Origin of the sequence: Aporhodopirellula rubra (assembly GCF_014192335.1) — a bacterium.
GTDB classification, from domain to species: domain Bacteria; phylum Planctomycetota; class Planctomycetia; order Pirellulales; family Pirellulaceae; genus Rhodopirellula; species Rhodopirellula rubra.
In genome coordinates this window covers 266,028-291,265 of record NZ_JACHXU010000009.1, presented here as the reverse complement: position 1 = coordinate 291,265, position 25,238 = coordinate 266,028, and the positions used below count along the sequence as shown (strand labels likewise).

At 56.8% G+C, this 25,238-nt stretch carries 24 protein-coding genes; 15 read left to right on the top strand and 9 right to left on the bottom strand.

The genetic code is table 11. The annotated features are described in order from the left end of the window. Nucleotides 1-19: 19 nt before the first annotated feature. From otnK to FHS27_RS14445, 5 genes are all read left to right on the top strand, one after another. Nucleotides 20-1,324 (top strand): 3-oxo-tetronate kinase, encoded by a 1,305-nt coding sequence (otnK, locus tag FHS27_RS14465; RefSeq protein WP_184305609.1) that lies wholly within the window; start codon nucleotides 20-22, stop codon nucleotides 1,322-1,324. Continuing rightward, nucleotides 1,321-1,941 (top strand): 3-oxo-tetronate 4-phosphate decarboxylase, encoded by a 621-nt coding sequence (otnC, locus tag FHS27_RS14460; protein ID WP_184305608.1) that lies wholly within the window; start codon nucleotides 1,321-1,323, stop codon nucleotides 1,939-1,941. The genes otnK and otnC overlap by 4 nt, the downstream gene beginning before the upstream one ends. A gap of 109 nt (nucleotides 1,942-2,050) precedes the next feature. Beyond that, a complete protein-coding gene (locus FHS27_RS14455; protein WP_184305607.1) occupies nucleotides 2,051-2,338 on the top strand; it encodes a putative quinol monooxygenase in 288 nt (95 codons plus the stop codon). A 29-nt stretch (nucleotides 2,339-2,367) separates the two neighbouring features. Next, nucleotides 2,368-3,486: an isocitrate/isopropylmalate dehydrogenase family protein gene (locus tag FHS27_RS14450; RefSeq protein ID WP_184305606.1), complete on the top strand. Its 1,119-nt coding sequence runs from the start codon at nucleotides 2,368-2,370 to the stop codon at nucleotides 3,484-3,486. Between the two features lie 50 nt (nucleotides 3,487-3,536). Continuing rightward, the gene (locus FHS27_RS14445; protein ID WP_184305605.1) at nucleotides 3,537-6,038 is read left to right on the top strand and encodes a DUF5060 domain-containing protein; all 2,502 of its coding nucleotides are present in this window, start codon (nucleotides 3,537-3,539) and stop codon (nucleotides 6,036-6,038) included. Nucleotides 6,039-6,305: 267 nt separating this feature from the next. Here the strand turns inward: FHS27_RS14445 and FHS27_RS14440 are convergent, their stop codons facing one another. Beyond that, on the bottom strand, nucleotides 6,306-6,494 hold the full coding sequence (locus FHS27_RS14440; protein ID WP_184305604.1) for a hypothetical protein: 189 nt from the start codon (nucleotides 6,492-6,494) through the stop codon (nucleotides 6,306-6,308). 223 nt (nucleotides 6,495-6,717) lie between these two features. On the opposite strand from FHS27_RS14440, the gene FHS27_RS14435 reads away from it, so the two are divergent. The 9 genes from FHS27_RS14435 to FHS27_RS14395 all read left to right on the top strand — a co-directional run bounded on the left by FHS27_RS14435 (nucleotide 6,718) and on the right by FHS27_RS14395 (nucleotide 14,163). Then, nucleotides 6,718-7,596 (top strand): MotA/TolQ/ExbB proton channel family protein, encoded by an 879-nt coding sequence (locus tag FHS27_RS14435; RefSeq protein ID WP_390853549.1) that lies wholly within the window; start codon nucleotides 6,718-6,720, stop codon nucleotides 7,594-7,596. A 2-nt stretch (nucleotides 7,597-7,598) separates the two neighbouring features. After that, nucleotides 7,599-8,036, top strand: a complete 438-nt coding sequence (locus FHS27_RS14430) for an ExbD/TolR family protein (RefSeq protein WP_184305603.1) — start codon at nucleotides 7,599-7,601, stop codon at nucleotides 8,034-8,036. Next, a complete protein-coding gene (locus tag FHS27_RS14425) occupies nucleotides 8,033-8,524 on the top strand; it encodes an ExbD/TolR family protein (RefSeq protein WP_184305602.1) in 492 nt (163 codons plus the stop codon). Before FHS27_RS14430 ends, FHS27_RS14425 begins: the two co-directional genes overlap by 4 nt. After that, entirely contained in the window at nucleotides 8,490-9,437 is a 948-nt protein-coding gene (locus FHS27_RS14420) for an anthranilate synthase component II (protein ID WP_246419775.1), read from the top strand. The genes FHS27_RS14425 and FHS27_RS14420 overlap by 35 nt, the downstream gene beginning before the upstream one ends. Next, nucleotides 9,434-10,039: a DUF447 domain-containing protein gene (locus FHS27_RS14415; RefSeq protein ID WP_184305601.1), complete on the top strand. Its 606-nt coding sequence runs from the start codon at nucleotides 9,434-9,436 to the stop codon at nucleotides 10,037-10,039. Before FHS27_RS14420 ends, FHS27_RS14415 begins: the two co-directional genes overlap by 4 nt. Continuing rightward, a complete protein-coding gene (locus FHS27_RS14410) occupies nucleotides 10,036-11,121 on the top strand; it encodes a GHMP family kinase ATP-binding protein (protein WP_184305600.1) in 1,086 nt (361 codons plus the stop codon). Before FHS27_RS14415 ends, FHS27_RS14410 begins: the two co-directional genes overlap by 4 nt. A 137-nt stretch (nucleotides 11,122-11,258) precedes the next feature. Beyond that, nucleotides 11,259-12,011: a UMP kinase gene (gene pyrH, locus FHS27_RS14405; protein ID WP_009100641.1), complete on the top strand. Its 753-nt coding sequence runs from the start codon at nucleotides 11,259-11,261 to the stop codon at nucleotides 12,009-12,011. A gap of 32 nt (nucleotides 12,012-12,043) precedes the next feature. After that, nucleotides 12,044-12,604, top strand: a complete 561-nt coding sequence (gene frr / locus FHS27_RS14400; protein ID WP_184305599.1) for a ribosome recycling factor — start codon at nucleotides 12,044-12,046, stop codon at nucleotides 12,602-12,604. Nucleotides 12,605-12,618: 14 nt separating this feature from the next. Further along, complete coding sequence (locus FHS27_RS14395; protein WP_184305643.1) at nucleotides 12,619-14,163, top strand: hypothetical protein; 1,545 nt, start codon at nucleotides 12,619-12,621, stop codon at nucleotides 14,161-14,163. Between the two features lie 106 nt (nucleotides 14,164-14,269). On the opposite strand, the gene FHS27_RS14390 is transcribed toward FHS27_RS14395, so the two are convergent. The 7 genes from FHS27_RS14390 to FHS27_RS14360 all read right to left on the bottom strand — a co-directional run bounded on the left by FHS27_RS14390 (nucleotide 14,270) and on the right by FHS27_RS14360 (nucleotide 23,308). Beyond that, nucleotides 14,270-15,253, bottom strand: a complete 984-nt coding sequence (locus tag FHS27_RS14390; RefSeq protein WP_184305598.1) for an NAD(+)/NADH kinase — start codon at nucleotides 15,251-15,253, stop codon at nucleotides 14,270-14,272. Nucleotides 15,254-15,258: 5 nt separating this feature from the next. Continuing rightward, entirely contained in the window at nucleotides 15,259-16,263 is a 1,005-nt protein-coding gene (locus tag FHS27_RS14385; protein WP_184305597.1) for an SPFH domain-containing protein, read from the bottom strand. A 151-nt stretch (nucleotides 16,264-16,414) separates the two neighbouring features. After that, nucleotides 16,415-18,439, bottom strand: a complete 2,025-nt coding sequence (locus tag FHS27_RS14380; RefSeq protein ID WP_184305596.1) for a S1C family serine protease — start codon at nucleotides 18,437-18,439, stop codon at nucleotides 16,415-16,417. Next, a complete protein-coding gene (locus FHS27_RS14375; RefSeq protein WP_184305595.1) occupies nucleotides 18,436-19,437 on the bottom strand; it encodes a S1C family serine protease in 1,002 nt (333 codons plus the stop codon). Before FHS27_RS14375 ends, FHS27_RS14380 begins: the two co-directional genes overlap by 4 nt. 31 nt (nucleotides 19,438-19,468) lie before the next feature. Further along, the gene (locus FHS27_RS14370; protein WP_246419773.1) at nucleotides 19,469-21,526 is read right to left on the bottom strand and encodes a S1C family serine protease; all 2,058 of its coding nucleotides are present in this window, start codon (nucleotides 21,524-21,526) and stop codon (nucleotides 19,469-19,471) included. 8 nt (nucleotides 21,527-21,534) lie between these two features. Further along, a complete protein-coding gene (locus FHS27_RS14365) occupies nucleotides 21,535-22,794 on the bottom strand; it encodes a glycosyl hydrolase family 98 (RefSeq protein ID WP_184305593.1) in 1,260 nt (419 codons plus the stop codon). A 28-nt stretch (nucleotides 22,795-22,822) separates the two neighbouring features. Continuing rightward, on the bottom strand, nucleotides 22,823-23,308 hold the full coding sequence (locus FHS27_RS14360) for a low molecular weight protein-tyrosine-phosphatase (protein ID WP_246419772.1): 486 nt from the start codon (nucleotides 23,306-23,308) through the stop codon (nucleotides 22,823-22,825). Nucleotides 23,309-23,548: 240 nt separating this feature from the next. On the opposite strand from FHS27_RS14360, the gene FHS27_RS14355 reads away from it, so the two are divergent. Further along, nucleotides 23,549-23,788, top strand: coding sequence for a response regulator (locus tag FHS27_RS14355; protein WP_184305592.1), 240 nt, complete (start codon nucleotides 23,549-23,551; stop codon nucleotides 23,786-23,788). Nucleotides 23,789-23,895: 107 nt separating this feature from the next. On the opposite strand, the gene FHS27_RS14350 is transcribed toward FHS27_RS14355, so the two are convergent. Further along, nucleotides 23,896-25,209 carry a lipase family alpha/beta hydrolase gene (locus FHS27_RS14350; RefSeq protein WP_221225104.1) on the bottom strand — a complete coding sequence of 438 codons (1,314 nt, stop codon included), beginning with the start codon at nucleotides 25,207-25,209 and terminating at the stop codon, nucleotides 23,896-23,898. Between the last annotated feature and the right edge of the window lie 29 nt (nucleotides 25,210-25,238).

Sequence of the window (25,238 nt, the reverse complement as noted above, 5' to 3'; positions counted from 1 at the left end):
GTGCAACTAATAATCTACCATGTCAGAAAAAAATTTAGAACGAAATGCTGTGCTGGGTTGCATCGCAGATGATGTGACCGGAGCGACCGACCTGGCCAATAATTTGGTTCAGGGCGGCATGCGCGTCGTTCAGGTTCTCGGTGCGCCTGATGCCAAAACGTTGGCGCGGCTTTCCGAAGCCGATGCGATTGTGGTCGCGTTGAAGACACGCTCGATTCTGGCACAGGATGCGATCTCGCAGTCGTTAAAATCATTGAATGCGTTGCGTGAAATCGGGGTTGCTCGTTTCTATTTCAAGTACTGTTCGACGTTTGATTCCACAGAGCATGGCAATATCGGTCCGGTTTCCGAAGCGTTGATGGACGCACTCGGTGTTGAACAAACGGTGTTCTGCCCCGCGTTTCCTCGGGCAGGCCGAACGGTGTATCACGGTCACTTGTTTGTCGGCGATTCGTTGCTCAATGAGTCGGGGATGCAGAGTCATCCGATTAACCCAATGACGGACGCGAACCTGATTCGTTTTCTCGCCAAACAAACGTCACGCGGGATCGGGTTGGTTTCTTACGATGACATTCGTCCCGGCGTCTCCTCGGTTGAAGAGCGTCTGTCACGTCTGCGCCGCGATGGCGTTTCGATGGTGGTGACGGACACTTGCAGTGATGAGAATCTCGCGACACTCGCGTCGGCATGTGCGTCGATGCCGTTGGTGACCGGCGGATCGGGATTGGCTCATTTCCTTCCCGATGCGTATCGGAAATGTGGACTGCTGCGATCGGGAACCTTTGCACCGGAGATCCCGAGCGTGAAGGGGCGTAGTTTGATTGTCGCGGGAAGTTGTTCAAAGGCGACGACCGCACAAGTCAAATACATGCAGGAGAAGTGTCCTTGTTATGCCGTCGACGTGGCCGCGGTGATGGAAGACGACGCGGCAGAACTGGAGAAAATCGTTCAGTGGGCCGGGCAAGTCGATGTGTCTCAGCCTGTTTTGATCGCGTCGAGTGCCGCGCCAGACAAGATCGCGGAAATGCAAAGTCGATTTGGTGCGATGGAAGTTGCGCTTGCGATCGAGAACTTCTTGGCGGCAACGACAGTCCGGTTGGTCTCGGATCTCGGGTTCAATCGTTTGGTACTCGCCGGTGGCGAGACATCGGGAGCGATTGTTCGAGAACTTTCGATAGGAGCTTTGAAGATCGGTCCAGAGATATGCACCGGAGTTCCATGGACGGAGTCGCTCGATGGTGAGCGTCCGTTGGCGTTAGTGCTGAAGTCGGGCAATTTCGGCGGAGTGGGCTTTTTTGAATCCGCATTGGAGATGCTGAAATGAGCGAACGCGAGTTGAGAGAGCGAATCGCGACGCAGGGGCAGTCGCTGTTTGACCGCGGTTTGACGGCGGGAAGTTCAGGCAACATTAGTGTTCGTTTGCCTGACGGGATGTTGATCACGCCTACGAACAGTTGTCTCGGACGTCTCGATCCCGATCGGATCACGAAGATTGACAACGTCGGGAATGTGGTCGCTGGCGACAAGCCTTCCAAAGAGGCGTTTTTGCATCACAGCATGTATCAGTCACGTCCGGGCGAGCAGGCGATTGTGCACTTGCATTCAACGCACTCAGTGGCCGTTTCCTGTCTTGCCAATATTGACGAGCAAAATGTCTTGCCGCCGATCACCGCGTATTACGTCATGCGAGTCGGCACGTTGCCGCTCGTGCCGTATTTTCCTCCCGGTGATATGAAGCTCGCCGAAGCGGTTGAGCGGGCGGCGAAATTGTCACACGCCGTGCTGCTGTCGAATCACGGTCCGGTGGTCGCCGGAGGCTCGTTGGAGAGTGCGGTCAATGCCACCGAGGAACTCGAAGAGACCGCGAAACTGTTCTTGTTGCTGCGTCACGAAACGACGCGATTCCTCACTCCGCAGCAGGTCAGTGATTTAGCCAAATGAGATTTCGAAACGTCATCGATCCGATTTCAGAGCCAGCCATGTTTTGTCTAGTTAAACCTTGCGAGTGGTCGGCGTACGCCTGTCCGGCCATTTATTCGGAGTGCTGTCCATGTTCGTAGTTACTGTCACCTTTGAGGTTCATGCCGATTACCTCGACGCATTCCGTGTCGCCATGAAAGCGCAAGCCGAGAACTCTCTTGAGAAAGAAGAGGCGTGCAAGCAGTTTGATGTTTGTTACGACGAGGACCGACCGCAGGCCTGTTTTCTGTACGAAAAGTACGACGACGCAGCGGCGTTTGCGGCGCACAAACAAACCGATCACTTCCATGAGTTTGACGCGACCGTTGGTCCCATACTCGTTAGTAAATCCGTTCAAACCTGGCACAGCCAAGAATAGACTCATCTCACTTTTATCGATTGAATCCAATGAAAGACTATCGAATCGCGTTATTGCCCGGTGACGGCATCGGCCCCGAATGCATGAGTGCGACCCGCACCGTTCTGGATCGCATTATTGCCGAGACGCCTGGACTTAACCTTCAAATGACTTCCCACCGTGCGGGGGCGGAGTTGTACCGGGATACCGGCGAGACGTTGCCTGATGAAGTTCTGGCGGACTGCGTCGCGTCGGATGCGGTGCTTCTTTCGGCGATCGGTCTGCCGGACGTTCGCTACCCGGACGGCACCGAAGTGCAGCCCACGATGATGGTGGGGTTGCGGCGGGCTCTCGACGTTCATTCCGCCGTACGGCCGGTGAAATTGTATCCGGGCGCGCCGTGCGTGCTCCGCGATACCGGACCGGGGATTGACTTTGTCATCATTCGCGAGAATCTCGAAGGGTTGTTCGCGTCCTTTGGTGGCGGGGCGAAGGTCGGAAATGAAGTCGCGACAGATACTCTGGTAGTGACACGGCGTGGAACATCACGCGTCGCTGACTTCGCATTTCGATTGGCCCAGCGTCGCAACGGTCGGCCGAGCGACGGAAAGAAGATGGTGACCTGTGTCGATAAAGCGAACGTGTTCCGGTCGCTCGCGTTCTTCCGCGAAGTGTTCTTTGATGTTGCGAAGAAGCATCCTGACATCAGCAGCGATGCGGTTTACGTCGATGCGATGAGTTTGTACTTGGTTCAAAACCCATGGGACTTCGACGTGCTCGTGATGGAGAACCAGTTCGGCGACATCCTTTCTGACTTGGGCGCCGGTTTGGTCGGCGGACTTGGACTGGGCCCATCGGGCGAAATTGGTGACGAACACGGCTTGTTCCAACCTTCGCACGGTACCGCACCGCAACTCGCGGGCAAGAACGTTGCGAATCCGATGGCGACGATGTTGTCGGCGGCCATGATGCTCGATTGGTTGGGCGACCAACACAACGATCCGGTTGCGATCGACGCTGCGGCGCGTCTTGAAATGGCGGTCGCGAAAGTGCTCGAAGACGCGAGCGTGCGAACGCGAGACATCGGTGGCACCTCGTCAACGAGCGACGTTGCCGATGCGGTCGCAGACGCGATCGGTTGTACGAAAAGTTGTGCCGCTTCGGCGTGATTTCGCGTTAATGATGATCCCCCCAAACCATCCCACCTCTGAGTAATACCATGACCGTTGACGCTCTTGTTCCCTTGATTCGTGTGATCCTTTTGGCGGCTTTGTTGATGCCCGGATGGCAGGCAACGCATGCGCAAACCGCGGTAGCGGTTGCCTCCGATGCAAGCTCCGAAATGCACCTTGAAATGCCTGCGACGATGTTCGCCGAAGGTTCCAATAACGGTTATTACTTGGATCGAGGGAAGTGGTTGGCGATCAATCCGTCTCAACGGAAAAAGGCGACCGTATCTCGTACGTTTCCCTATCCCACCGGGCTCTATCACGTCACGCTAAAAACGGTCGGTGAGAATGACGGCAAGTCGACCTATTCGGTTGCCGCGGATGATGAAAAACTCGCCGAGTTTACGAACTCGCTAAGCGATTCAACTTACGAGGAAGGCACTGCTTTCCATCACACGTGGGAAAACGTTCGCGTTACCGAAGGGGCGATCATCCAAGTCGGTTCGTCCGTGGGCAGCAGCGACGGTAAGGAATTCAGCCGTGCTCGATGGAGTGCAGTCGTGTTCACTCCGGCCGACGATGCAACTCGCGAATTGGCGATGCCAGTCGTCAAAGAACAGGCCGCACAGAAGAAGGTTGCCTCTCGCGCAAAGAACAGCGGTGCCCACACCGCCGCGAGGGCACCGACCGTTCCGGTCAGTAACCAACCTCTACAAATGCCGCGTGGTGTTGACGGAGACGGATCGGTGAACGTCGGCGGGGAACTGAAAACATGGCACAAGATCGTCCTCGATCTCCAGGGGCCGTACGCTCACGAAAAGGACAACGCTCCCAACCCGTTCACCGACTACCGGATGACGGTAACGTTCACGCATGATGACGGAACTCAATATGTGATTCCGGGCTTCTTCGCCGCTGATGGTGACGCCGCTAATTCTCACGCGGAGTCTGGCCAGGTTTGGCGCGCGTTGTTTGCCGCGGATCGTCCCGGTCAGTGGACATATCAGGTGTCCATGGTCAGCGGTAACGATGTGGCAATCGATACCAAAGCCCCTGCGAATTCGATGTCAGCGTATGACGGGAAATCAGGAACGATTACTGTTGTGCCGTCCGACAAAACGGGGCGTGATTTGCGATCTCGAGGTCGACTGAATTATGTCGGCAAGCACTATCTGCAGTTCGCGGGTTCGGGTGAGTATTTTCTGAAAGTTGGCGCTGACGCGCCCGAAACATTGCTCGCCTTTGCCGACTTCGATAACACCATCGCGGGTAATCCGAAGAAGGCACCCCTGAAGACTTGGCAAGCTCACGTTAAGGATTGGCAAAGCGGAGATCCCACTTGGGCTGATGGCAAAGGGAAGGGATTGATCGGCGCGATCAGTTATCTTTCGGGCAAGGGCTGCAATGCGTTCTCATTTTTGACCTATAACGCGGGTGGTGATGGCGACAACGTTTGGCCGTTCATCCAGCGTGAAGACAAAATGCACTACGACTGCAGCAAGCTCGACCAATGGTCGATGGTTTTCGATCATGGAACCGCACGAGGCATGTATCTTCATTTTAAGATGCAAGAAACCGAAAACGACGATCACAAAAAAGGCAAAGGAGACGGATTCGTTCCGACCAGTTTGGACGGGGGAGACCTCGGGCCACAACGAAAACTTTACTGTCGCGAGTTGGTTGCCCGGTTTGGCCATGGTTTGGCGTTGAACTGGAACATCGGAGAGGAGAATACTCAATCGACCGCGCAGCAAATCGCGATGATCGATCAAATCGCCGAGCTCGATGCGTATGATCATCCGATCGTGATTCATACCTATCCCAATCAGCAGGACCTTGTCTACAAACCGTTGCTCGGAGACCGCTCGCAACTGACGGGGGCTTCGTTGCAGAACAGCAGTTTGGAAACCACGCACGAGCAAACGTTCAAGTGGGTGAAGGCGTCCGAGGAAGCGGACAAACCATGGGTGGTCGCGTTTGATGAATCTGGGTCTGCCGCACATGCTCAGTGTCCCGATCTGGGATACAAAGGTTTTGACGGACGCGACAAATCCGGAAAGATGACCTACACCCAACACAAGGTGCGCAAGCAAACGTTGTGGGGGAACTTGATGGCGGGTGGCGCGGGGTGTGAGTACTACTTCGGGTATTCGTATGTCGAGAACGATATCGTGTGCGAAGATTGGCGAAGTCGCGATCAGAGTTGGGACTATTGCCGGATCGCGATTGGGTTTTTCCACGACAATCAAATCCCGTTTTGGGAAATGAAGAACTTCGATGATCTCGTCGGGAATCCCAAACGTGGCGTGTCGAAGTTCTGCTTTGCCAAACCCAACGAGGTTTATTTGGTGTACTTGCCTGATGGTGGAACGACGGAATTGGACCTCTCGGACGCGACCGGTCGCTACTCGGTTCAGTGGTTCAACCCTCGCTCGGGAGGAACTTTGGCAGCGGGTTCTGTCTCGACGGTCGAAGGTGGTGCTGGCGTTTCGTTGGGGACCGCACCGGAGACTCCCGAGGAAGACTGGTTGGTCGTGCTGCGAAAAAGATAGCAGTTCGCAGTAGACAAAGGGACACGCGTTGGTGTCCCCTTGTTGCTGAGAACCGTGCGATTGACAGTTGGTATCGGTTCTCCGGTCAGGCGCTCCTTCGTATTGAGGGGCCCCCGCGGTAGGGTGGGTTCAGGCGGGGAGCTCAGTCCCGGTGGAATCGCTGATTCAGGGGCGAGTTTGGTCTCGGGAGCAAAATCGGGACACGGATGAAAAAACAGGAACTGAAGCGAAGAGCGGGTTCGGAGTCGTCGGCGGTTTCACCTCCTTCTACATCGTCAGAACCCATAGCAACGCGGCGATTGCAAGCAGAATCCACGCTGTCCACCGCCATATTGCGGGCAATCCGGTGCCGCGGCGTCCGGCTGAGTCGGGGAATTCACGTTGCAGGAATTCGTCGTAGTCTTCGTCGTCCCAATCGCTTGCATCCTGCCATTCTTCCTCCTCTTTTTCGTCCATTCGGTTTGCCTTTGATCGAATGAGGGTGTCCGTCTGAGCCGTGACGGAATCGGGATTGTCCCCGGCGGGGTGATGCCATCGGGGGCGAGGTCGATTATTCTATCGATATTGTCTGGCCAACGCAGGCTCATGTCCCCGTAACCAAGATCAACCGCCGTCCCGATTGAACATCGGTGTGTTGACGTATCAACCGATTCAATTCAAAGGTACCCCGATGAAATATATGTCCGAGCGGATAAGCGACGTGTTGCCCGGTTGGAGCATGAAAAGTTTGTTGGTGGTCTTGGTGGTTGGCATCGTTTCGAGCGGTGCGATTTTCAGTGAATCGGCGTTTGCCCAAGACGACGCGGCGGCCGAATTTGGTGCCGATCCAGAACCCGCACCGCCCGTTGTGCCGGACGCTCCTGCCCCTGGAGCCGCCGACAATGGGGGTGGCGATGACGCGGGAGGCTCCGCGCCCAACCAATCGCTGCTCGGATGGTTTATCAAGTCGCTCGGCATTCCTTACTTGATCGTGTTTATGGCATTGTCGGTAACGTTGGTGTCACTGTTCGTCATGAACATGCTCGCGGCCCGTCGGGATACGCTCTGTCCACTCGATCTGATTGAGGAGTTCGGTCAGCGTCTCGATGAGAATGACAACCAGGGTGCGTACGATTTGGCGAAGAGCGACGAGTCCGTTCTCGGCCAAGTGCTCGCCGCCGGATTGTCAAAGATTTCTCGCGGCTATCCCAAGGCACTCGAGGGAATGCAAGAAGTCGGCGAAGAGGAGAGCATGAAGCTCGAACACCGTCTGAGTTACATGGCGTTGATCGGCAACCTGAGCCCAATGATCGGACTGTTCGGTACCGTTCAAGGGATGATCGCATCGTTTGACGTGATTGCCAACGGTGGATCGACGCCGAAACCGTCGGATTTGGCGGCCGGGATCTCGACGGCTTTGTTCACCACCCTCGTCGGTCTGTTTATCGCGATTCCCGCGATCGCGGCGTACAACATTTTGCGAAACCGCGTCGCCCGGTTGTTGCTCGAAGTCGGTGTGGAGAGCGAAAACTTGATGAGCCGATTTGAAGACACCACACCCAAGGCCGGGGGCCGCTAATCATGCGTGTCAAACGACAAAAGGTGGACATGGCCGAAGGGGACATGACACCGATGATTGATATGACGTTTCAGTTGATCGCGTTCTTTATGGTGTTGATCAACTTTGCCCAAACCGAGGCAAACGATCACGTCGTGCTGCCCAACAGCAAATTGGTCAAACCGCCCGAAGCTCCGTTGGTATTCCCGATCGTGTTGCACGTCGCGGCCGACGGTCGGGTTTATTTGGGCGGGGACGACTACACCGCCGAGACGCTCCGGATTGGTCTCGATCGCGAGTTGGCCGTGATTCGCGGTGAAGGCAAAAAGCCCGCGGATGCGAACGTGGTGATCCGGGGACACAAGGATTGTGCGGCCGGGGAGATACAAGAAGTCGTGCGGGTCTGTCAGGACTCGCAGCTCGTTAATTTTGCCCTCCGCGTGAAAGAGGATCGCTCATGAAAATTCGTAACCCGCAATCGGGCGAGAAGAATGAGCTGAACATGACGAGCATGATCGATATCGTGTTCCTGCTCCTGATCTTCTTTGTCATGACCTTCAAAATCGTCGAGATGGAAGGCGATTTTAGTGTCAAAATGCCGTTGGCCGGATCCTCCAACAGCACCGTGGATCCGACCGAATTGCCGCTGAAATTACGATTGCGTTCGGACGACACCGGCACTCTCGTTGGCATGGAACTCAACGATATCCAAATGGGCAACGGTCCCGAAGCATTTGACAAACTCCGTGGAACCATCATCGGACAAATCGGTTCGTCGGCGCCCGTCGCGGAAGAAGCCGGGGAGGGGCCCGAGGTCGAAATCGATACCGACTACAACTTGCGGTACGAGTACGTTATTCGGGCGATCACGGCGGTCAGTGGTTACAAGGACGGGGATCAGGTGGTTAAATTGATTGAGAAAATCAAATTCGCCAAACCGCGACGGTAACCCGATCTTGATCCTGTTGTTGGACAACTACGACTCTTTCGTTCACAACGTCGCCCGCTATCTCCGGCTCGCGGGGAAAGCCACCCGTGTGATCCGCAGCGATGCGATCACGGCCGCCCAGTGTTATCAGTTGCAGCCCGAGGCCATCATTCTTTCGCCAGGGCCCAATCGCCCTGAACAGGCAGGGTGTTGTCTCGATGTGGTGCGGTCTCTCGCTGGAGAAATTCCCCTTTTGGGGATCTGTTTGGGGCATCAGGCGATCGCCTCTGCTTACGGCGGTGTGGTCACTGTGTCGCCGCCCGCACACGCGGTCGCGTCCTCGATCCAGCACGATTCGACAGGAGTGTTTGTGGGACTGCCGTGTCCGATGACGGTCGGGCGTTATCACTCCCTATGCGTCGATGCGACGTCATTGCCCGGTTCGCTCGAGATCACGGCGTGGACATCGACCGAGGACGGAAATGTCGATCAATCTGATTCGATCGTGATGGGGATTTCGGACCACGCTCGCTGTGTCCATGGGGTTCAGTTCCATCCCGAATCGTTGCTCACGCAGCACGGGCATGACTTGATTCATAACTTCTTTACCTTGGTCGATCGTCACCATGATCGGGCTCGCCACGTGCGTGGTGCCACGTTCGGATCGGGACGACCGGTGGTATGGATGTCCGAATCCGTCTTTCCGACATCGAGCCCCGATGACGATGAAATTGAGGGAGCCGGCGCGAGCGGAGTGTCGGGGGCGGGCGAATTGTCGGCCACCGGCGAAGGTGAGTCAGCCTCCTACCGAACGGCTCCTTTCCCGACACTGTCGATCGCCGCATCGCGCAAACTTTCGGCGCGGCAGTCGTCGTCTGCTGATTCGGTTCCGCCGCCGACGCCACTGGCGAACGACAACGGGGCCGTGTCATGATTCTCGAATCAATTGTCACGACGGTGAGTCCCGAAGGACGCGTGAACATCGCGCCGATGGGGCCGATCGTTCAGGAATCGAGTGGTGAAGAAAACCTGCCCACGTTTTTGCTTCGCCCGTATGAAGGATCGCGAACGTGTCGAAATCTGCTCGCGTCCGGAAACGCTGTCGTTCACGTGACCGATGACGTGTTGCTGCTGGCACGCAGCGCGATCGGTGATGTGCAGCCCAATGGGCTCGTTTGCCCTGCCGAGGACGCTGGCGCGGGGTATGTTCGTTTAATCGATTGTCATCGTTGGTTCGCGATCAAAGTGATCGATCGTGGAGGTGAGCCACCTCGGCACGAGTTGACTGCGCGATGTGTTGCGGAGGGAACGGTGCGTCCCTTTTTCGGGTTCAACCGTGCGAAACATGCGGTGATCGAAGCGGCGATTTTGGCCACGCGAATCGGATTGATCGATCCTGAGCAGATTCGTGACGAGTTGAAACGATTGCGTGTCCCCGTTGAAAAGACAGCGGGGCCCGATGAGCAAACCGCCTTCGATCTCGTGACGTCATTTATTCGCGAACGCCTACTCGTTACGAACGAGAGTTCGGTATGAAACGGGTGCGGATCACGACCGGTGCCCGATTGCATTTCGGCTTGCTCGACATCGCCTCTCCGTTTGGTGGATGTGGTGTGATGATTGACCGGCCCGCGACCGTGGTGGAGGCTCACCCGTCGTCCGAGTTCGCGTATTCGCAGGTCGACTCGTCGGTGGATCATCGTGACCGGGCGATCGCGATTGCTGGGCGAATTGCGGAACGCATCAAACCTGGTAGGTCGTTGCCGCCCGTTCACGTCGAGGTGCAAAGCCTTGCTCCGGCGCATTCCGGATTGGGCAGCGGGACTCAATTGTCGTTGGCGATCTCCGAAGCGATCCTGCACGCCTATCCTGCGATACCTGGAGACGACTCGGATTTACGTTTGTCTTCGGACGTGGCGGAGAGCGATCCGGCGGTGGGGCAGGAGTTGAATCTGGGGTCAGAGTTGAATGGGACGCCAGTGTTAAATCGTGAATTGTGGTTGCGAGGCGCCGATCGGGGGCGACGATCCGCGGTGGGGACACACGGTTATCTTTCGGGCGGATTCATCGTCGAGGGATTGGAGGCGGATCGCAGCGGGGTGACGCCGAATCCGCTGGACATGCGTCTTGAAATGCCTTCTCAGTGGCGAGTGGCCATTTTGTTCCCCAAGGTACCGTTGTCGTCGGATGCATCGGTGTCGGGAGAACAGGAGCAGGCTCGTTTTGAATCGCTCTCGCCGGTGGCACCGGATCGCCGAGATCATCTTGCCAAATTGTTAACCGACACCCTCGTGCCGGCAATCAAAGACGGGGATTTTGACCGCTTCTGTTCAGCGGCGACCCGGTACAATCGTCTCAGCGGAGAATTGTTCGCGGACGTTCAGGGAGGAGCCTACAACGGAGAGGCAACGACCCGTCTGATCGATCAATTGCTGGACGCCGGATTTGCGGGCGTGGGACAAAGTAGTTGGGGGCCGGGCGTGTTCGTTTGGCACCGAGACGAGGAATCCGCGAAACGTTTTCAGAGGACCTGGTCGAGTCCTCAGTACCATATTTTGGTGGCGCGACCGAAAGACGACGGGCGGTGCGTGAGAGCCCTTCCGGACGAGCCCGCCTAGCAAAAGGACGGTTAAAACGTCTTCCCACCGCCCGGATGCCCCCGTTGTGATCCGGCCCCATGTTCTAAAGTCACCCAACAAGCGTTATTGTTGGATCAAATTGGTCGCTGCCCCGTCCTCGTTCTAGATGTCCCAACGTGTCTGATACTGCTGATTTACGATACCGCCGCGTGATTTTGAAGCTGAGTGGCGAGAGTTTGGCTGAGTCCGGAAAACGCGGAATCAGTGGTGCCGAAATGGCCACGATTTCGAATCAAATCAAACTCGCCCACGAATCCGGTTGCCAAATTGCCATCGTCAACGGTGGCGGGAATATCTTGCGAGGAGCCCAGTTTTCAGGGGCCAACGCAACCGTCGGTGAGGCCACGGCCCACTACATGGGCATGCTCGCAACGGTGATCAATTCGCTCGCGTTGCAAGATGCTCTCGAGGCAATCGGGTTGCCTACGCGTGTGATGAGCGCATTGCCGGTTGACAAAGTGGCTGAGAAATTCATTCGTCGGCGGGCCATCCGGCATCTCGAAAAAGGACGTGTCGTGATCCTTTCGGGTGGGATCGGTTGCCCGTTCGTCACCACGGACACTGCCGCCGCGCAACGGGCGCTGGAAATCGACGCCGACGTGATTTTGAAGGCCACGCGGGTTGACGGTGTGTACAGTGATGATCCGGAAATCAATCCACACGCGGTGCTCTACGATCAGCTCAGTTACCAAGAGGTGACCACTAAGAAATTGCGTGTCATGGACGCCACCGCGATCGCTCTCTGCAGCGAGCATCGCAAGCCGATTTTGGTCTTTAACTTCAAACGAGATGGCAACATCGTGCGAGCCGTTCGGGGTGAAACCGTTGGAACATGGATTGGCGATCCGAACGATTCACAAACTAATTAACCTGGATTCCCACCTAGCAGGAGACATTTGATATGACCAGTGACGAAATTCTGATGGATGCCGAGGAGCGGATGGAAAAAGCCGTGTCGGTTTTGTCAAACAACTTGGCAGGCATTCGTACCGGACGTGCGAACCCAGGATTGGTTGATTCGATCAAGGTGGAGGTTTACGGTTCGTTCACGCCGTTGAAGCAATTGGCCTCTATCGGTACGCCCGAACCACAACAAATCTTGATTCGCCCCTACGATGCAGGGACAATCAAAGAGATCGAGAAGGCGATCGTAGCGGGCGATCTCGGTTTGAACCCGCAAAACGACGGTCGAGTGATCCGGCTAAACGTTCCGCCGTTGTCGACCGAAGTCCGTAAGAAAATGGTCAGTCGTATCAAGGAACTCAGCGAAGAGGCTAAGGTTTCGATTCGAAACATTCGCCGGGATGCCAATAAAGCGGCTGATCAATCCGAAAAAGACAATGAACTGACTGAGGATGATCGCGATCGTTGCAAAGAACAGGTTCAAGAGTTGACGAAGAAGTTTGAGTCGACCGTGAACGATTCCGCGAAGGCGCGCGAAGCCGAAGTCCTGGAGGCTTAAATATCGTGCCGCAGATGGTGCATTGCCCGCAGTGCAAGACTGCCGTCGGAGTTTCTGATGATGCAGGCGGCAGTCGCGTTGGCTGCCCGCATTGCGGTCAAGCTTTCATCGTACCTGGTTTCGAGGGCGGAACCGGGTATGACACTGGCGGTCGTGATAACGAAACCGGCAGCGGCAAAACGCGGGCTCCCAAGGTTGACGATGACGACGATGATTGGCTGAACCTGGCACCTTCGACGCCAAGGCCATCGGCGACATCACCTCGCAAGCCGGCCGCACCAACGGATGTTCCATCTCCGCAGTCGACGAGCGGGAGCGAGGATGACGATTGGGGGCTCGATCTGCCCGCCTTGCAGCCCGTGAAGCCTCGGCCTGCCGCAGCCGATCCGGTTCTGCCTGATCATTCAGTATGGCCTGACGAAGATGATGAGCCCGCAACCGCGGATGAGGACATCGCCGCGACGTTTGACGAACGTCCTGCTGGCAAGAACTCAGATGGCGACGAAATCCAGTATCAGAAAGAGTATCGGGTCCGTTGCCCAAGTTGCGGGACGCAAACGAACGTGACGGCCGCTCAAGCGGGGAAGAAGGTTCGGTGTCGGGATTGCTTCACCATGGTGATGGTTCCGCGACCGCCGCGTGTTCCGCGAAAAGCGAAGATTGATATGGAGGCGGCGCCATCATTTCAGTTCTCCGAGTCGACTCAAAACGTCGAAAATCGGCCGGCGGACCCGTTCCGTAAATCTGCCAGCGAACTGCTCGAAGCGGCGTCGAAGATCGAAGAAGATGAACCCAAGCCGGATCTGGATGTTCCAAAGATTCGTGATTGGGCCACGTCGGTATTTGGGATCTTTCTGCAAATCGGCGTGATGGCTCACTGGTTGATCCTTTCGACGATGGCTTCCGCGGTTGCGTTTGTGGCCCTCGCGATTGATTCGCCGATGTTAGTGGTCGGTCTTTTCGCGGCCGGTGGATTCTTCGCCGCAGTCGTGCTGGCGTGCGGTTTTGCGATTATGCAATCGATCGCCAATGAGGAAGAAAGTGTCACTGAGTGGCCGGTCACGTTGGAACCGACCGAATGGATCACGCCGCTGATCTTCTGTTTTGCGGCGGCGGGGCTCTCTTACGGTCCGGGATGGTTCATCGGATACATGACTTTTGGAAACAGTCTGACGACGGTTTGCTTTTCGATGATCTCGACGTTCCTGATCTTTCCGTTTGTCTTGCTCTCGATGCTCGACATGCAAAACATTTTTGTCCCTTTTTCGCCCGACGTGGGACGCAGCGTGACGCGTTGCGAGGAAGCCTGGGGCGGATTTTACTTTTCGTCCGGGATCGTTTTCTTTATTACGTTTCTGATCTTTGCCGCCTCGAGCATGTTCGCGCCACCGGCGGCAGCGGTACTGGGGATTTTTACCGCCGTTTCAGCAGTGTTTATCTACTTTGCGATGCTCGGACGGCTCGCGTTGTCGATCGGTCACAGCGTGAACGCGGAGGCCAAGGCAAACGACATCCAACAACAGCGTGAGCGTGAACGCGAGCAGAAGAAAAACCAATAGAGTATTTCTGTTTTCTATCGCCAACGTCGCGAGACGGTGGACCACGTTCGGGCAGTCGTTTGTGCCTATCCAAAACCTACGTCATTGGCAGAGATAATCTCGAAGCTCAAACGACAAGTTTTGACTGGGTTTTCGCGATTTGAAATTCCGCGATCGTGCCGCTGTTGAAGACGAGATAATCTGATTCGATACCGTCGGAAAAAATCACGCCGCCTTCCGTCATAAGGCTTTCCAGTCGCAACGGGATTCCGTCACGGATTTCGCCCATCACCATTTCGACTTGGCTGCTCCGGCTGAGAAAGGGTTCGCGAACGACCCAGCACAACGCGTCGGTATCCCAAGGAATCTTCGGCGGTGAAATAGACTGATGGCCGAGAGTTCGCCCCACGCCGCACGTCATGTGATACACGCTGCTGAGCCATCCGGTGGATCCAGCACCGGTCGAGACGATCACACCGCTCGAGGAATGTGTTTCGCTCTGATTGCCCGAATATAGGATGTATCGTGACGACACATGCGATGAGCGGCCGATGAAGAAATCGTTGAAGGCGAGCATCGATTGACCATCGGAGAGCGTTACGTCGCCCAGGGTCACGCGGCGAACCGACGATCTGCCCGCGAGCGTTTGGCGAACGATCTTGCGAATGTCATCGACCTGGAACGGCAACAGGACTCCGTCGAAACGGTTAGGCATGGGATTCACGCCGATGATGGGGATGTCGCCGGCATACTTCGCCGTGTTGGCGACGAGGCCATCGGGGCCAACGACGACGACCGCCTCGGTCATTCCAAAGTAAAAGTTTGAGATGTAATTTCGGGGAACCGGAACGACGGGGTATCCCAGTCCTTCGAGGTCACCGCGGATGCGTTTTACCGCGGCGGCGTAGTGTTGGTCTTCGTCAATGTATTCTTCGAAGTCTGCGTCGGCATCCACGACCGCAGCGGCGGAGGCGTTTTCACTGAGGTAGGTGGATCTCGCAGATTGGATTCGAAAGCGGGCCGAGCCTTTGGTGCCGAACTTCGCCAGCAAGCCCGCCAAACGCGTCGGCGTCGTGACCAACGCGATGTTGGGAGACATCTTTGTGCCCATGACGGCTACTCCGATTTGCGGCGACGCGAGCCGTTTTGGGTGTTCGATCCGTCGGTCGTGGTATCACCCATGAGGTCTCGTAGCAGGTCCGGCGAAATGTCGAGTCGTCCAATTTTTTGGGCGTTCTCAGCGAGTTCTCCGAACGCCATCGCGATCAACTGTTTCGCGTCGGTCGACTCGGAACTCGCAGCAATCGTTTTCCAGTCCACGACACTCATCGCGTCAAAGGTTTGGCGAAGTGTTTCGGCGCGGGCCGACGCGAGTGTTTTCTCGTTGGCCGCCTGTTGTCGTACCAACTCCTCTCGGCCTAATTCGATCGCAACGTCTGCGGCGAGTTCGGCTTCTCGAACTTCACGTTGTTTCTCTTGAGTGATGCGTTCGTTTTGCAGTTCGCGTTCACGAATTTCTTGTTCCGCGGCAATCGCTGACTTGCGGCGTTCGTGGACGGCCAAGTCGGCTTTCTGCAACGTGGCTTCGCGAGTTTCGGCTTGCAACGCCGATTCCATTTCTGGCGTCGGTTTGATTTGCAGCAGCACGACCGACTCGATTTCCAAACCGAGGTCTCGCGGGATCGTCGCTTTGGAGGCAAACGTTTGAAGACGGTCAGTCAGGTCCGGTCCGGCGGTCAACATCTCCGTGATGCTGCGTTGACGTGAGAACTCATTCGCTTCCACTTGGAGCATGCGAACTAACCGATCGCGGATCGAATCAGGATCGTCGGACTGATAGCGTCCCCGAGCGTCAATCGAAAAGTCGAGCTTCTTGGCGAGTTGTTGTGGGTCGGCGACGCGGTAGGTCATGTTGCCCTGGATCGTCACGTCCTGGAAATCGGAGGTCTGCTGTTCGAAAACAAATGGTAGATCCTCGCTCGCCAAATTGACACGCACGATGATCGAGTTGAACGTCCAGTAGAACATCGAAATTCCGGCGCCGTGCCGACGAATTTGCCCGTTGCGAAATCGCATCAGGTAGGTCGTTGGAGTCGACTTCAGGTAGCGGAGGCCGATCATGGGGAAAATCCAATCGCGTAGACAAGGCGGCTCTTATGAGTGAGCCCCCCGATTGTAGTCGGTCGCGGACCGCGATGTCTTGTGGAAATTGCGACGTCGAGCGGCAGGCGTTCGCATTGGTCATTTTCGTGTCGACAACGCGTCGGTCACGCTAGTAAATCGGCAGCGATCGGCACCAATTCATCAGACCTTCACGGTCCATGTCACCGGTGGTTTGGACCGGGCAACCGAGACGACCGAGCGTTTCGGTCCATGATGGCAGTTCGTCATTGGGTGGTGATGAGACGAGCACCCGGAGCAATCGCATGGGGGCGTCACGTCGCAACCGAACGGCGGGCGGTTTGGTGTTTGCGGGGATCGCAACACCGCTGTACAAGTTGTCCGTCGATAGCGACACTGCCAGTGCCATCGAATCTCCGGGACCGGATGCCTTCGTCTGTTCAGCGGTTTGCCCCGACAGCACGCCCACGCCGATCACGGACACCGCGTGAGGGTCAGCACCGGAGCGTTTGATCGCGGCGGTGGTGAGTTTGCTGACGGCGTCAATTTCGGAGAGTTGCCATCGCTCTTCATCTTCGCTCGCGATCAAGCAGATGGCCACGCGGGTTTGTCGGGCAACGTTCTTCCAGCGTTTTATCTCTTCTTCCAGATCACGCTGTGAAGGAGGCAAGAGACAAATCGCGAGTGCCGTCGGTGCAACCGGTGTTTCTTCGTCCGTGTTGACCTCCGCGTCCGTCTCCAGAGGCGGGTGCCACAGCAAGGCCTCGTTTACGATATCGGGTAGGCGGAGCGTTGTGGACGTCCATGTTTCCTCTTTAGCCAGCGAGTCGGCTTCCTTTTGCATCATTTCGTCGAGGTGCAACTGATCCAGCGGGCCGGCCCACGATGCCGGAGTGATCTCTTTGCTCAACGTCGTATCGGATTCACGTTCGATCGCGAGCCGAATCGGCGTTGCGGGATCCGCCGACCATAGGCGTTGCCTCAACGCCGACTCATCTTCGATCGGGGTGTCGTCGAGTGAGTTCAATTTGTCGCCGACTTTCAAAACGCCGTCGGCCGGCGACTGCGGCAAGATGGATGTGATGCGTCCACCGTCTGACGTGATGCCGATGTATTGGGGGCGAAGGGGTTCGATCGTTTCAGCGAGCGTGGCGACCGTGGTTTGCGACTTGCCGTCGCGTTCGTACTCAATCGTGACTTCTTCTCCGGAGTCAAATCGTCCCAACGCGAGCTTCACTTCTTGGCGTCGGCGAACGACACGGCCTCCGACTTTCAACAATTTATCGCCGGCTTGCAAACCCGCTTTGTCCGCGGGGGACCGTTTGCGTACTGCGGCCAGGTTTGTGCCGGGCGCGTACGGATCCGATCCGCCGACGACCAGACCGAGAAGTCCGGAGCGAATCGTTTCTCCGTTGCGGAGTCGTTCGAGTTTCTCGGCGATCACGTCGGCCGGGATGGCGAACGCGATTCCCGAGTCATACCATTCCGTCGGGTCTTCGGCACCGTTTTCACCAACCGCGGGAATTAAAACACCGATCAAATGACCGCGTAGATCCAGCAATGGGCCGCCGTAGAAAACCGGTGAGATGCGGACGTCACTTTGAACCGCAGTTCCGTCGAGTCGATCGACCGCTGATAACACACCGGTGCTGATCATGGGGACATTCGATTCACCATAACGTGCGATCGCAAGCAACGTCGCGCCGATCGGAGGCATCGATGTTGCGTTTCCTGAGGCATCGAGTGGCTCTAACGAGATCGGCTGCAGTTCGGTGTCCTTGGGATCGATTTTGAGCAGCGTCAACTCACGGTGTTCGTCTTCGGCGACCACGCGCGCGGGAAAACGTTCGCCGGTTCCGAGTGTCACGATGATGCTCGCGGAGGCTCCTCGCGTTACCCACGATGAGGCGAGTACGTATCCTTCACGATCGATCACCAGCCCCGAGGTCGGCGCGTCTTGACGGACCTCGCCATCGGACTGCAACGCACCGATGACCTCAATACCGACGACCGAAGGGAGAGCCTCGTCGGCCACGCTACGGACACGTTCGGAAACCGCTCGTTGGTAACGCTGCGACTCCGAATATGTGTCTTGCGCAGTCACACGATCGATCGCGACGTGACCGAGCAGAGCACATGCAAACGTGAGCGACAGGAGGACCTTGCGATAGATCATGGGCGGATTGCCAATTCGAGAATTTCGTTTTCGCGTTGAATCGTCAACGTCACGTTGTCACGGCGGTCGATGCGGCGGAGTTGTTCGCGAAACGCGCGTTGATGTGCCACTCGCCGACCATTAACCAGCAGCACCAAATCATCCGGCCGCACGTCGGCGCGCGAGGCGGGACCGTCGGCCGCAATCGTGTCGACGTAAACGGGTGTCGTTTCCAGCACATCTGGGATTAATTTGAAACCCAGCGTTTCGGAGTTGTGAGATTTATCGCGACTGAGCATCGGGTCGTCATCGACGGGCGACACGGTTTTGCGTCCCGCGATGATGTCTCCGATTGGAGCCCGGAGTACATCGGCGGGGATGGCGTAGTTCAACCAAACGCCGGTCTTCCGGTCACGGAGTTCTTTGCCGAGCATGCCGACGAGGTTACCGTCGAGGTCGACAAGGGCTCCCCCGGCGGCGCCCGGATTATTAGCAACGAGATCCAGCAACCAGACTTCGCCACGGTAGGAGGTTTGAAAGGTGCCGCGTCGAGCGTCGAGTTTGCTGCGGGCGGCGATGCGTCCTTGGAGAACACTCGCCGGTTCGTTGCCCGTGGCGATATTGAACAGGTTGCTGACCGCCAAGACGGGATCGCCCCATCGGGCAACGGGCGCGTCTGCGCCGGAAGGAACTTCGAAGTACGGCAGATCAGAACCGTCGAGTTTCAAGACGGCGAGTTCCAAGGCCGGTTCGAATCCAACGATCTTGCTCTCAAATCGTCGTCCGTCACCAAGGATGACGATTGGATCGACATCGAGCACACTGCTCCACGCGGTCGCCACATGACCCGCAGGCGACACGATGAAACCGCTTTGATACGCATCGAGGCCGCCGACGCCGCCGGCGCCGTAAATTTTGACAACGCGATCTTGAACCTGTGAACTTGACCGGGCGAGCGAGGGTTGCGCGGTCGCCGGTTCCATGACCATTCCGATCATCAATGCCGCGAGGAACAACATCCAAAAGTGTCTGCGGAGTCGGTGTCGTGATCTATTCGTTGGCGGCATCATTCGCTTTGTCCTGTTCCGGTTTTGGTGTCCCGTCAGTTTCGATCGCGGTCCACGATTCGAGATTCAGCGTGACCAATGGATCCACGCCAAAACGCAGGTGCAGTACTTTGGGATTGCTGACGGTGGTGATGTCGTCGTCGGTTTGCTGGCCGGCCGAGGAATCCCATGAAAGATTCTTTGAATCGGTGTCGAGCAGCCATTGCGGCGGATCAATCCAAAGCTCCGCAGGATCGCCGTCGCGATCGGCGAACGATTCGATTACCTCAAGTCTCCCATTGTCGGGATCTTGGAAAAATCGCGATTCGATCCCGCCGTGAATTGCGACGGTGGTGTCACGTAGTGGCGATCGCCCGAACAGCGGGGCGGTTCCCCAACTGTACGTGTCGCCGAATCGGTCGGGCCCGTTGGTGAGCATCCGCTGCAGCGAACGCATTCCCGCCAGCAAGCTTCCCGCTGCACCGGAGTCGATCGACTGGACGTAAGCGTCTGGGTTTGCCAGTCGCTCACGTCGTGACCCGATCGACAACTCGCAAGTGTCTTCGCGAATGATCATCTCGAACAACTTGGGCTTCGTTTCCCCGGCGATTGTTGCTTGGCCAGTGATTTTCCATCCATTTTCTGAGGAGGGCAGTTGTGCGTACTGGCTTCTCAATCGCTCGATGAATTTGGTCTGTTGTTGTTGGTTGTAGAAGTAGTTCGCAAAACCTTTTCGTTCTTCGATGCGTTTGGCAGCGGCCAAGGGAACCGGTTCTCTCGAGGCATCCTTGGGGCGGTTTTTCGCGTCAGGGGCTTCCTCTTCATCGTCGGACTCGTCGTTGCGAGGCTCTTCCGCATCGGGGGCGTCGGAATCGGGAGTCTCTTCGGAATCGGGAGTCTCTTCGGAATCGGGAGTCTCTTCGGAATCCTCGGAGGGTGGTTTTTGAGGTGCGGGTGGCGGTGGTGGCAATGCCGACTTCATCTTCTCGAGCAATTCGTCACCGCGGTGGACGCTCGCCAAACGGACGACCGTATGAACGACGCGTCCGTCCTGTCGAAAGCTTAGCGGAACCCGCCACTGAGCCGGAAAAGTCGCTAAGAGGTTTTGCACGTCGTTGGCCGTTTGCACGACACGGTTGTCAATCTCCAGAATCTCGTCGCCATAGCGCAGTCCGCGTCGGTACGCGTCGCTGGATTGCAGGATGTTCGTCACCCGCACGCTGCCGTCGTCTTCAGTACCAACGGTTGCACCGAGCGTCGCGTGGTCGAGGATTCGGCCACTGTGCAGCGAACCCAAGAAATTTTGTGCCTGATCACCCGAAATGGCGTAGCCCACACCGACGTTGACTCGCCCTCGCTTTTCAAACGAGGCCCGCCCGATGATGCCGATCAAGTCACTGTGGGCGTCGTAGAGCGGTCCACCGGAGTTGCCCGGATTGATCGATGCGTCGGTTTGGAAACAGTTGCCGTATTCCAACAACGTCCCCGATGGGTACTGATATCGCTGTGTGCCACTAATGATTCCCGCGGTCACGGTGGGCTGCAGATTGGTGGCTAACAAGAACGGGTTACCAATCGCAAAACAAGCATCGCCGATCCGCACGCTGCGGCTGGAGACGAAATCGGCGGTCGGGAAATCATCACGACCGAGTAATTGAATGAGCGCCAAGTCGCCGACGGGGTCGATCCCCACGATGACAGCGTCGTACACGTTGCCGTCGCTGAGCCCGCAACGCATATAGGTGCCCGCAGGGCTGCTGACGTGAAAATTCGTCAGTGCAAAACCGTCTGACGTGATCAGCACGCCGGACCCACCGCCGGCTCCCCCTGGAACGAAAACACAAACCGTCGACTTCATCGCTTTGGCAATCGCGTCGGTCCGCTGTTTTTCAACCTGCCAAACTATGTCCGCATCGTTGGCCGCGGTTTGCACGTTGGACGTTGTCGCCACCTCCTCCGCCATGATTGACGGGCAATGCGCGAGGGCACCGCAGAACACACCTGCGAACAAGAACAGGCCTGTGAGCAGAGGCATTGCCGCGGGCGTTCGATTTCGATTCATGACGAGTTTCATTTCAAGAGTCGTCCGGAGAACCACTCGACCGTCCCACCCAATGTTCCGCTGATGTCGCCGAGCGAGGTGTTGGCCGAGGTCGTGTTGGTCGTTGACTTAGGATCGTCCGGTTTTGGCAAGGGAGTCGCTTTTAACGAAAGTTGTCTGGCGTTTGCGAGCGGCAGTTCAAGGCCGAGCGATTGTCTGTCCTGCAACACGCCGGTCCACTGAATGGAGCCATCGAGCAGCACTTCAAGACGCACCGCCATGAACTGATTCACCTCATTGCCACGTCGAGCGGCAATGATCAGCTTTTGATATCCCTCGGGAACGCGAAACGTGATTTGGCCGGGAGCGTTGACGCGAATCGTGCCCTCTTCCGTTTCCGGTGAGAACCACTGTTCCATGTCCGACGACAGTGCTGATCGAGTCGAGCCACTCGATTGCGTCCCGAACGACGCTGATGCGATTTCGGCTTCCGAAAGAGGAAGGATCCCTCCGGCGTACTGCAGCATCAAAATTTGGTTGAGTGGGATGTCGTGTCTGATCGATCCTGGCAACTGAATTTCAATGTCGTTCTCGCCGGACGCAAATCGAATCGATTCCGCCGCCCAGACCGAACCCGATGTGTCCGTGATTTGAATCGGAGTCGATGGCGTTTTCTTGTTTTGCGTGGACAGCAAAACGCCTTCGAGTTTCGCGACCGGGGCGTTGATTTCGTTGCCCCGCATTTCAAATCGAACCGACTCGCGACTGATTCCGATGACGGTACCGTCAATTGAATCGAGTGACTTTTCGTTGCGACGCACCGCGAGGCGATCGGCTCGACGAGCTTCTTCTACCCATCCCAACCATGTCGGGTCGGTTGATGTGTTGCCGGTTCGGAACCGCACCCATCGCAGTTCCTCGACGGGAAGCTCGATCGGCGATTGTCGTGCTGGTGTGACGGTGACGGTTTGGTCCGTCCAGACGACGCCCGTGATGCTCAGCAGTGATCCGCCGGACAGTTGGACCTTCATCGGGAGTTGCGGGAGAACCGTTGGGTCGAAACGAAGCTGTGACAGCTCCTCGGCGGCCAGACTCACCACCTCGTTGCCGCGATCGAGACTCACGCCGCGGTCATCGATCGATACCAGTTCACCCTGCACGTTTTCACCGCCGGAGGTGATCACGGTCACCTCGGTTGGCGATTGGGCGGAGGATTTCGATGCGATTGCGAGTGTTAGCATGGAAATGACGGACCATGCTGCCATTTGACGCAGGAACGTTTTGTTCACTAAGTTCAGGGCGTTTGGGGGCGATCGCCTAGGCATCATCTTCCTTTTGATTATTCGTCAACGACTCGAGCAAGCGGGGACAACCCGCCTCGAGCATATCGAGCACTTGTTCGAATCCTGCATCGCCGCCGTAGTACGGATCGGGAACCTCTTCGGGCCATCCATCGTCGAGAAATTCCGAAAATAGGCGAACGTGCGAGACCTCGGTGGAGGCGATCGAACGCAGACGCCGCACGTTGGCGTGGTCCATCGCGACTACCAAATCATAACTACCGGCGGCTAAATCGTTTGCGTTGACGTGGCGTCCACGGGAATCCAGCGAAAAACCACGTGCGGCGGCGGCTTTTCGCATCCTCGCGTCGGGGCGTTCCCCGACATGATAAGCCTCGGTTGCGGCCGATTCGATCTGAATGTCCTGCTGGGAGGATTTCGCCACCGAACGCATCACCGCTTCTGCGGCAGGGGAGCGGCAAATGTTCCCCATACACACAAATAAAACACTTGATTTTTTCATCTTATGCGCCAACGATCGTGCTACCTTGGACGTCCTACTCGAGGCCCTTCTCGAGCCGCCCGATCATCCCACGTTAGCTCGCGACTTGCCAGCCTCCCTGGTGGGAAGTAGACTGCCGGGGTGGCCATGGGATGTGGCTGTGGGGGATTAATGTTGCGTTAATCAGCGTGTAAGGGCTAGAATCTTCCTGAACCAACGGATTTACCGCTTCGGTGAGCGGTTGAAAGGAGAGATCTCATTATGTCGATCAAGTTCACTCAGTCGTGTCCAACCTGCGGTAGACGCATTGATATCCGAGCATCGCTGCTGGGGTGTACTGTTGCATGCCAACACTGTGGCGCGGAGTTTACCGCCAACGCAAACGAGGAGTCCCGGATGGGCCCTGAGCGGAATCAAGACCTGCTCGATCGGGTTGAGAAGGCTCTCCGGCGTGCAGAAGAGGCCTCCATGGTGCCCGCCAACGCAGAGATCGCTCCCTAGCGTTGTCTGGTAGCTTTAAACGGATCGCGATAGCGATCGGTTTTCCGGCTCGAATTGGACGAGTCGGCCGCTCAGTGGGGCAACCCACCCACTATCTGTGTTCCTTTTTATTCGGTGGCCGCCACGCACTCAGCGACCGCGTCCCACACGGGATTCTTCTTTCCCGGTTCGGGGGAATTGAAAAACTCCCAGTGCGAGCAATCCACGTAGATAATGTCGGACACGCCTGGGATCTTTGCCTGTTCGACCGACACCACGCCGTCGCCCTCGCCTGAGCACACCGCGTCGAATTGGTTGACCATTCGAGAGAGTCTCGCTTCGAGCAATCCGCCGGTGCCTCTTCGCCGCTCGGCATTCAATTGTTCCCGCACCGACTGCAGAGTAGATTCGTCGAGCGGACAGCCTGTTCCGATGATTGTCGTATAGCGAACGCCCTCGCATAACGGACGTGACGCAAGAGTCGTCAAGAACGGTGATCCCGGACGCAGATCACCTGCACTCGGAGTCGTCGATCGATCGGTCAGCAAACCCAGCATCGTGTCGGTGGTGAATTGCCCGTTGACCAACAGGTCAGGCAGCGGTGTCACCTCCGCCCAATCGGATCCTCCGTGCGGCGTGCCCACGGTGATCAAATGGCTGATCGTGGGAGACGTCAGTTCAGGATTTTCGACCCACTCCCGAGCGACCAAGCCGCCCATCGAGTGGCCGACCAACGCTAAGCGTACAGACGGATCCATCGCAAACTGTTGCTTCACCAACGCGGCAACTTTTCGGGCGGATGTCGCGACGGAGACATGGTCGTCGTAATGAATGCATCCGGTTCGCAACCCTTCTTCACGAAAGTGGTCACGAATCGCTTGAAATGACTCCGTTGTTCCATGGAAACCATGAATGAACAACACAACGATCGGGTTCGGCGTCGCGGTCGGTTCATCGAGTTCGATGGTTGGTTCGAATTCGGGGCGTTCGGTCTTCAAAAATTTCAAGTCGCATTTCAAACGCAGCATGTGCGATCCGTCAGTGTCCTTCTCGATCGATAAATTTCCGTGGCCCTGCAGTCCTGCGTTGGCACCCGCGATCAGCGCGTGTGTCGAGAATCGATTTAAGTCGACGACAATATCGGGCAGTAGGGTTTCGAGCGGTTGTTGGTCCGATGTTGGTTTGCCGGTGCGTAGCAGGAGCACGAACTCGCGAAGGCGTACCTTCCCGTCCGCGTCGGCTTTCAAAACCATGTCGACGTCGTCGTCGCCCCAAACGATCGAGGATTGATTCGGGGTGAGGTTAGCGTCCTCAGCAGTGGTGTTCCGGATTGCCGTAGGCAACGTGGAAACGCATAGCAAGAACAGCACGATGCCGGTTCGCTGCACGACGCGGCCAAAAGTGGGGACACGGCCGTCACGGCCAATGGGTAGAGGACGCATGGCGATTCGAATTGGTGAGAGGACGAGCA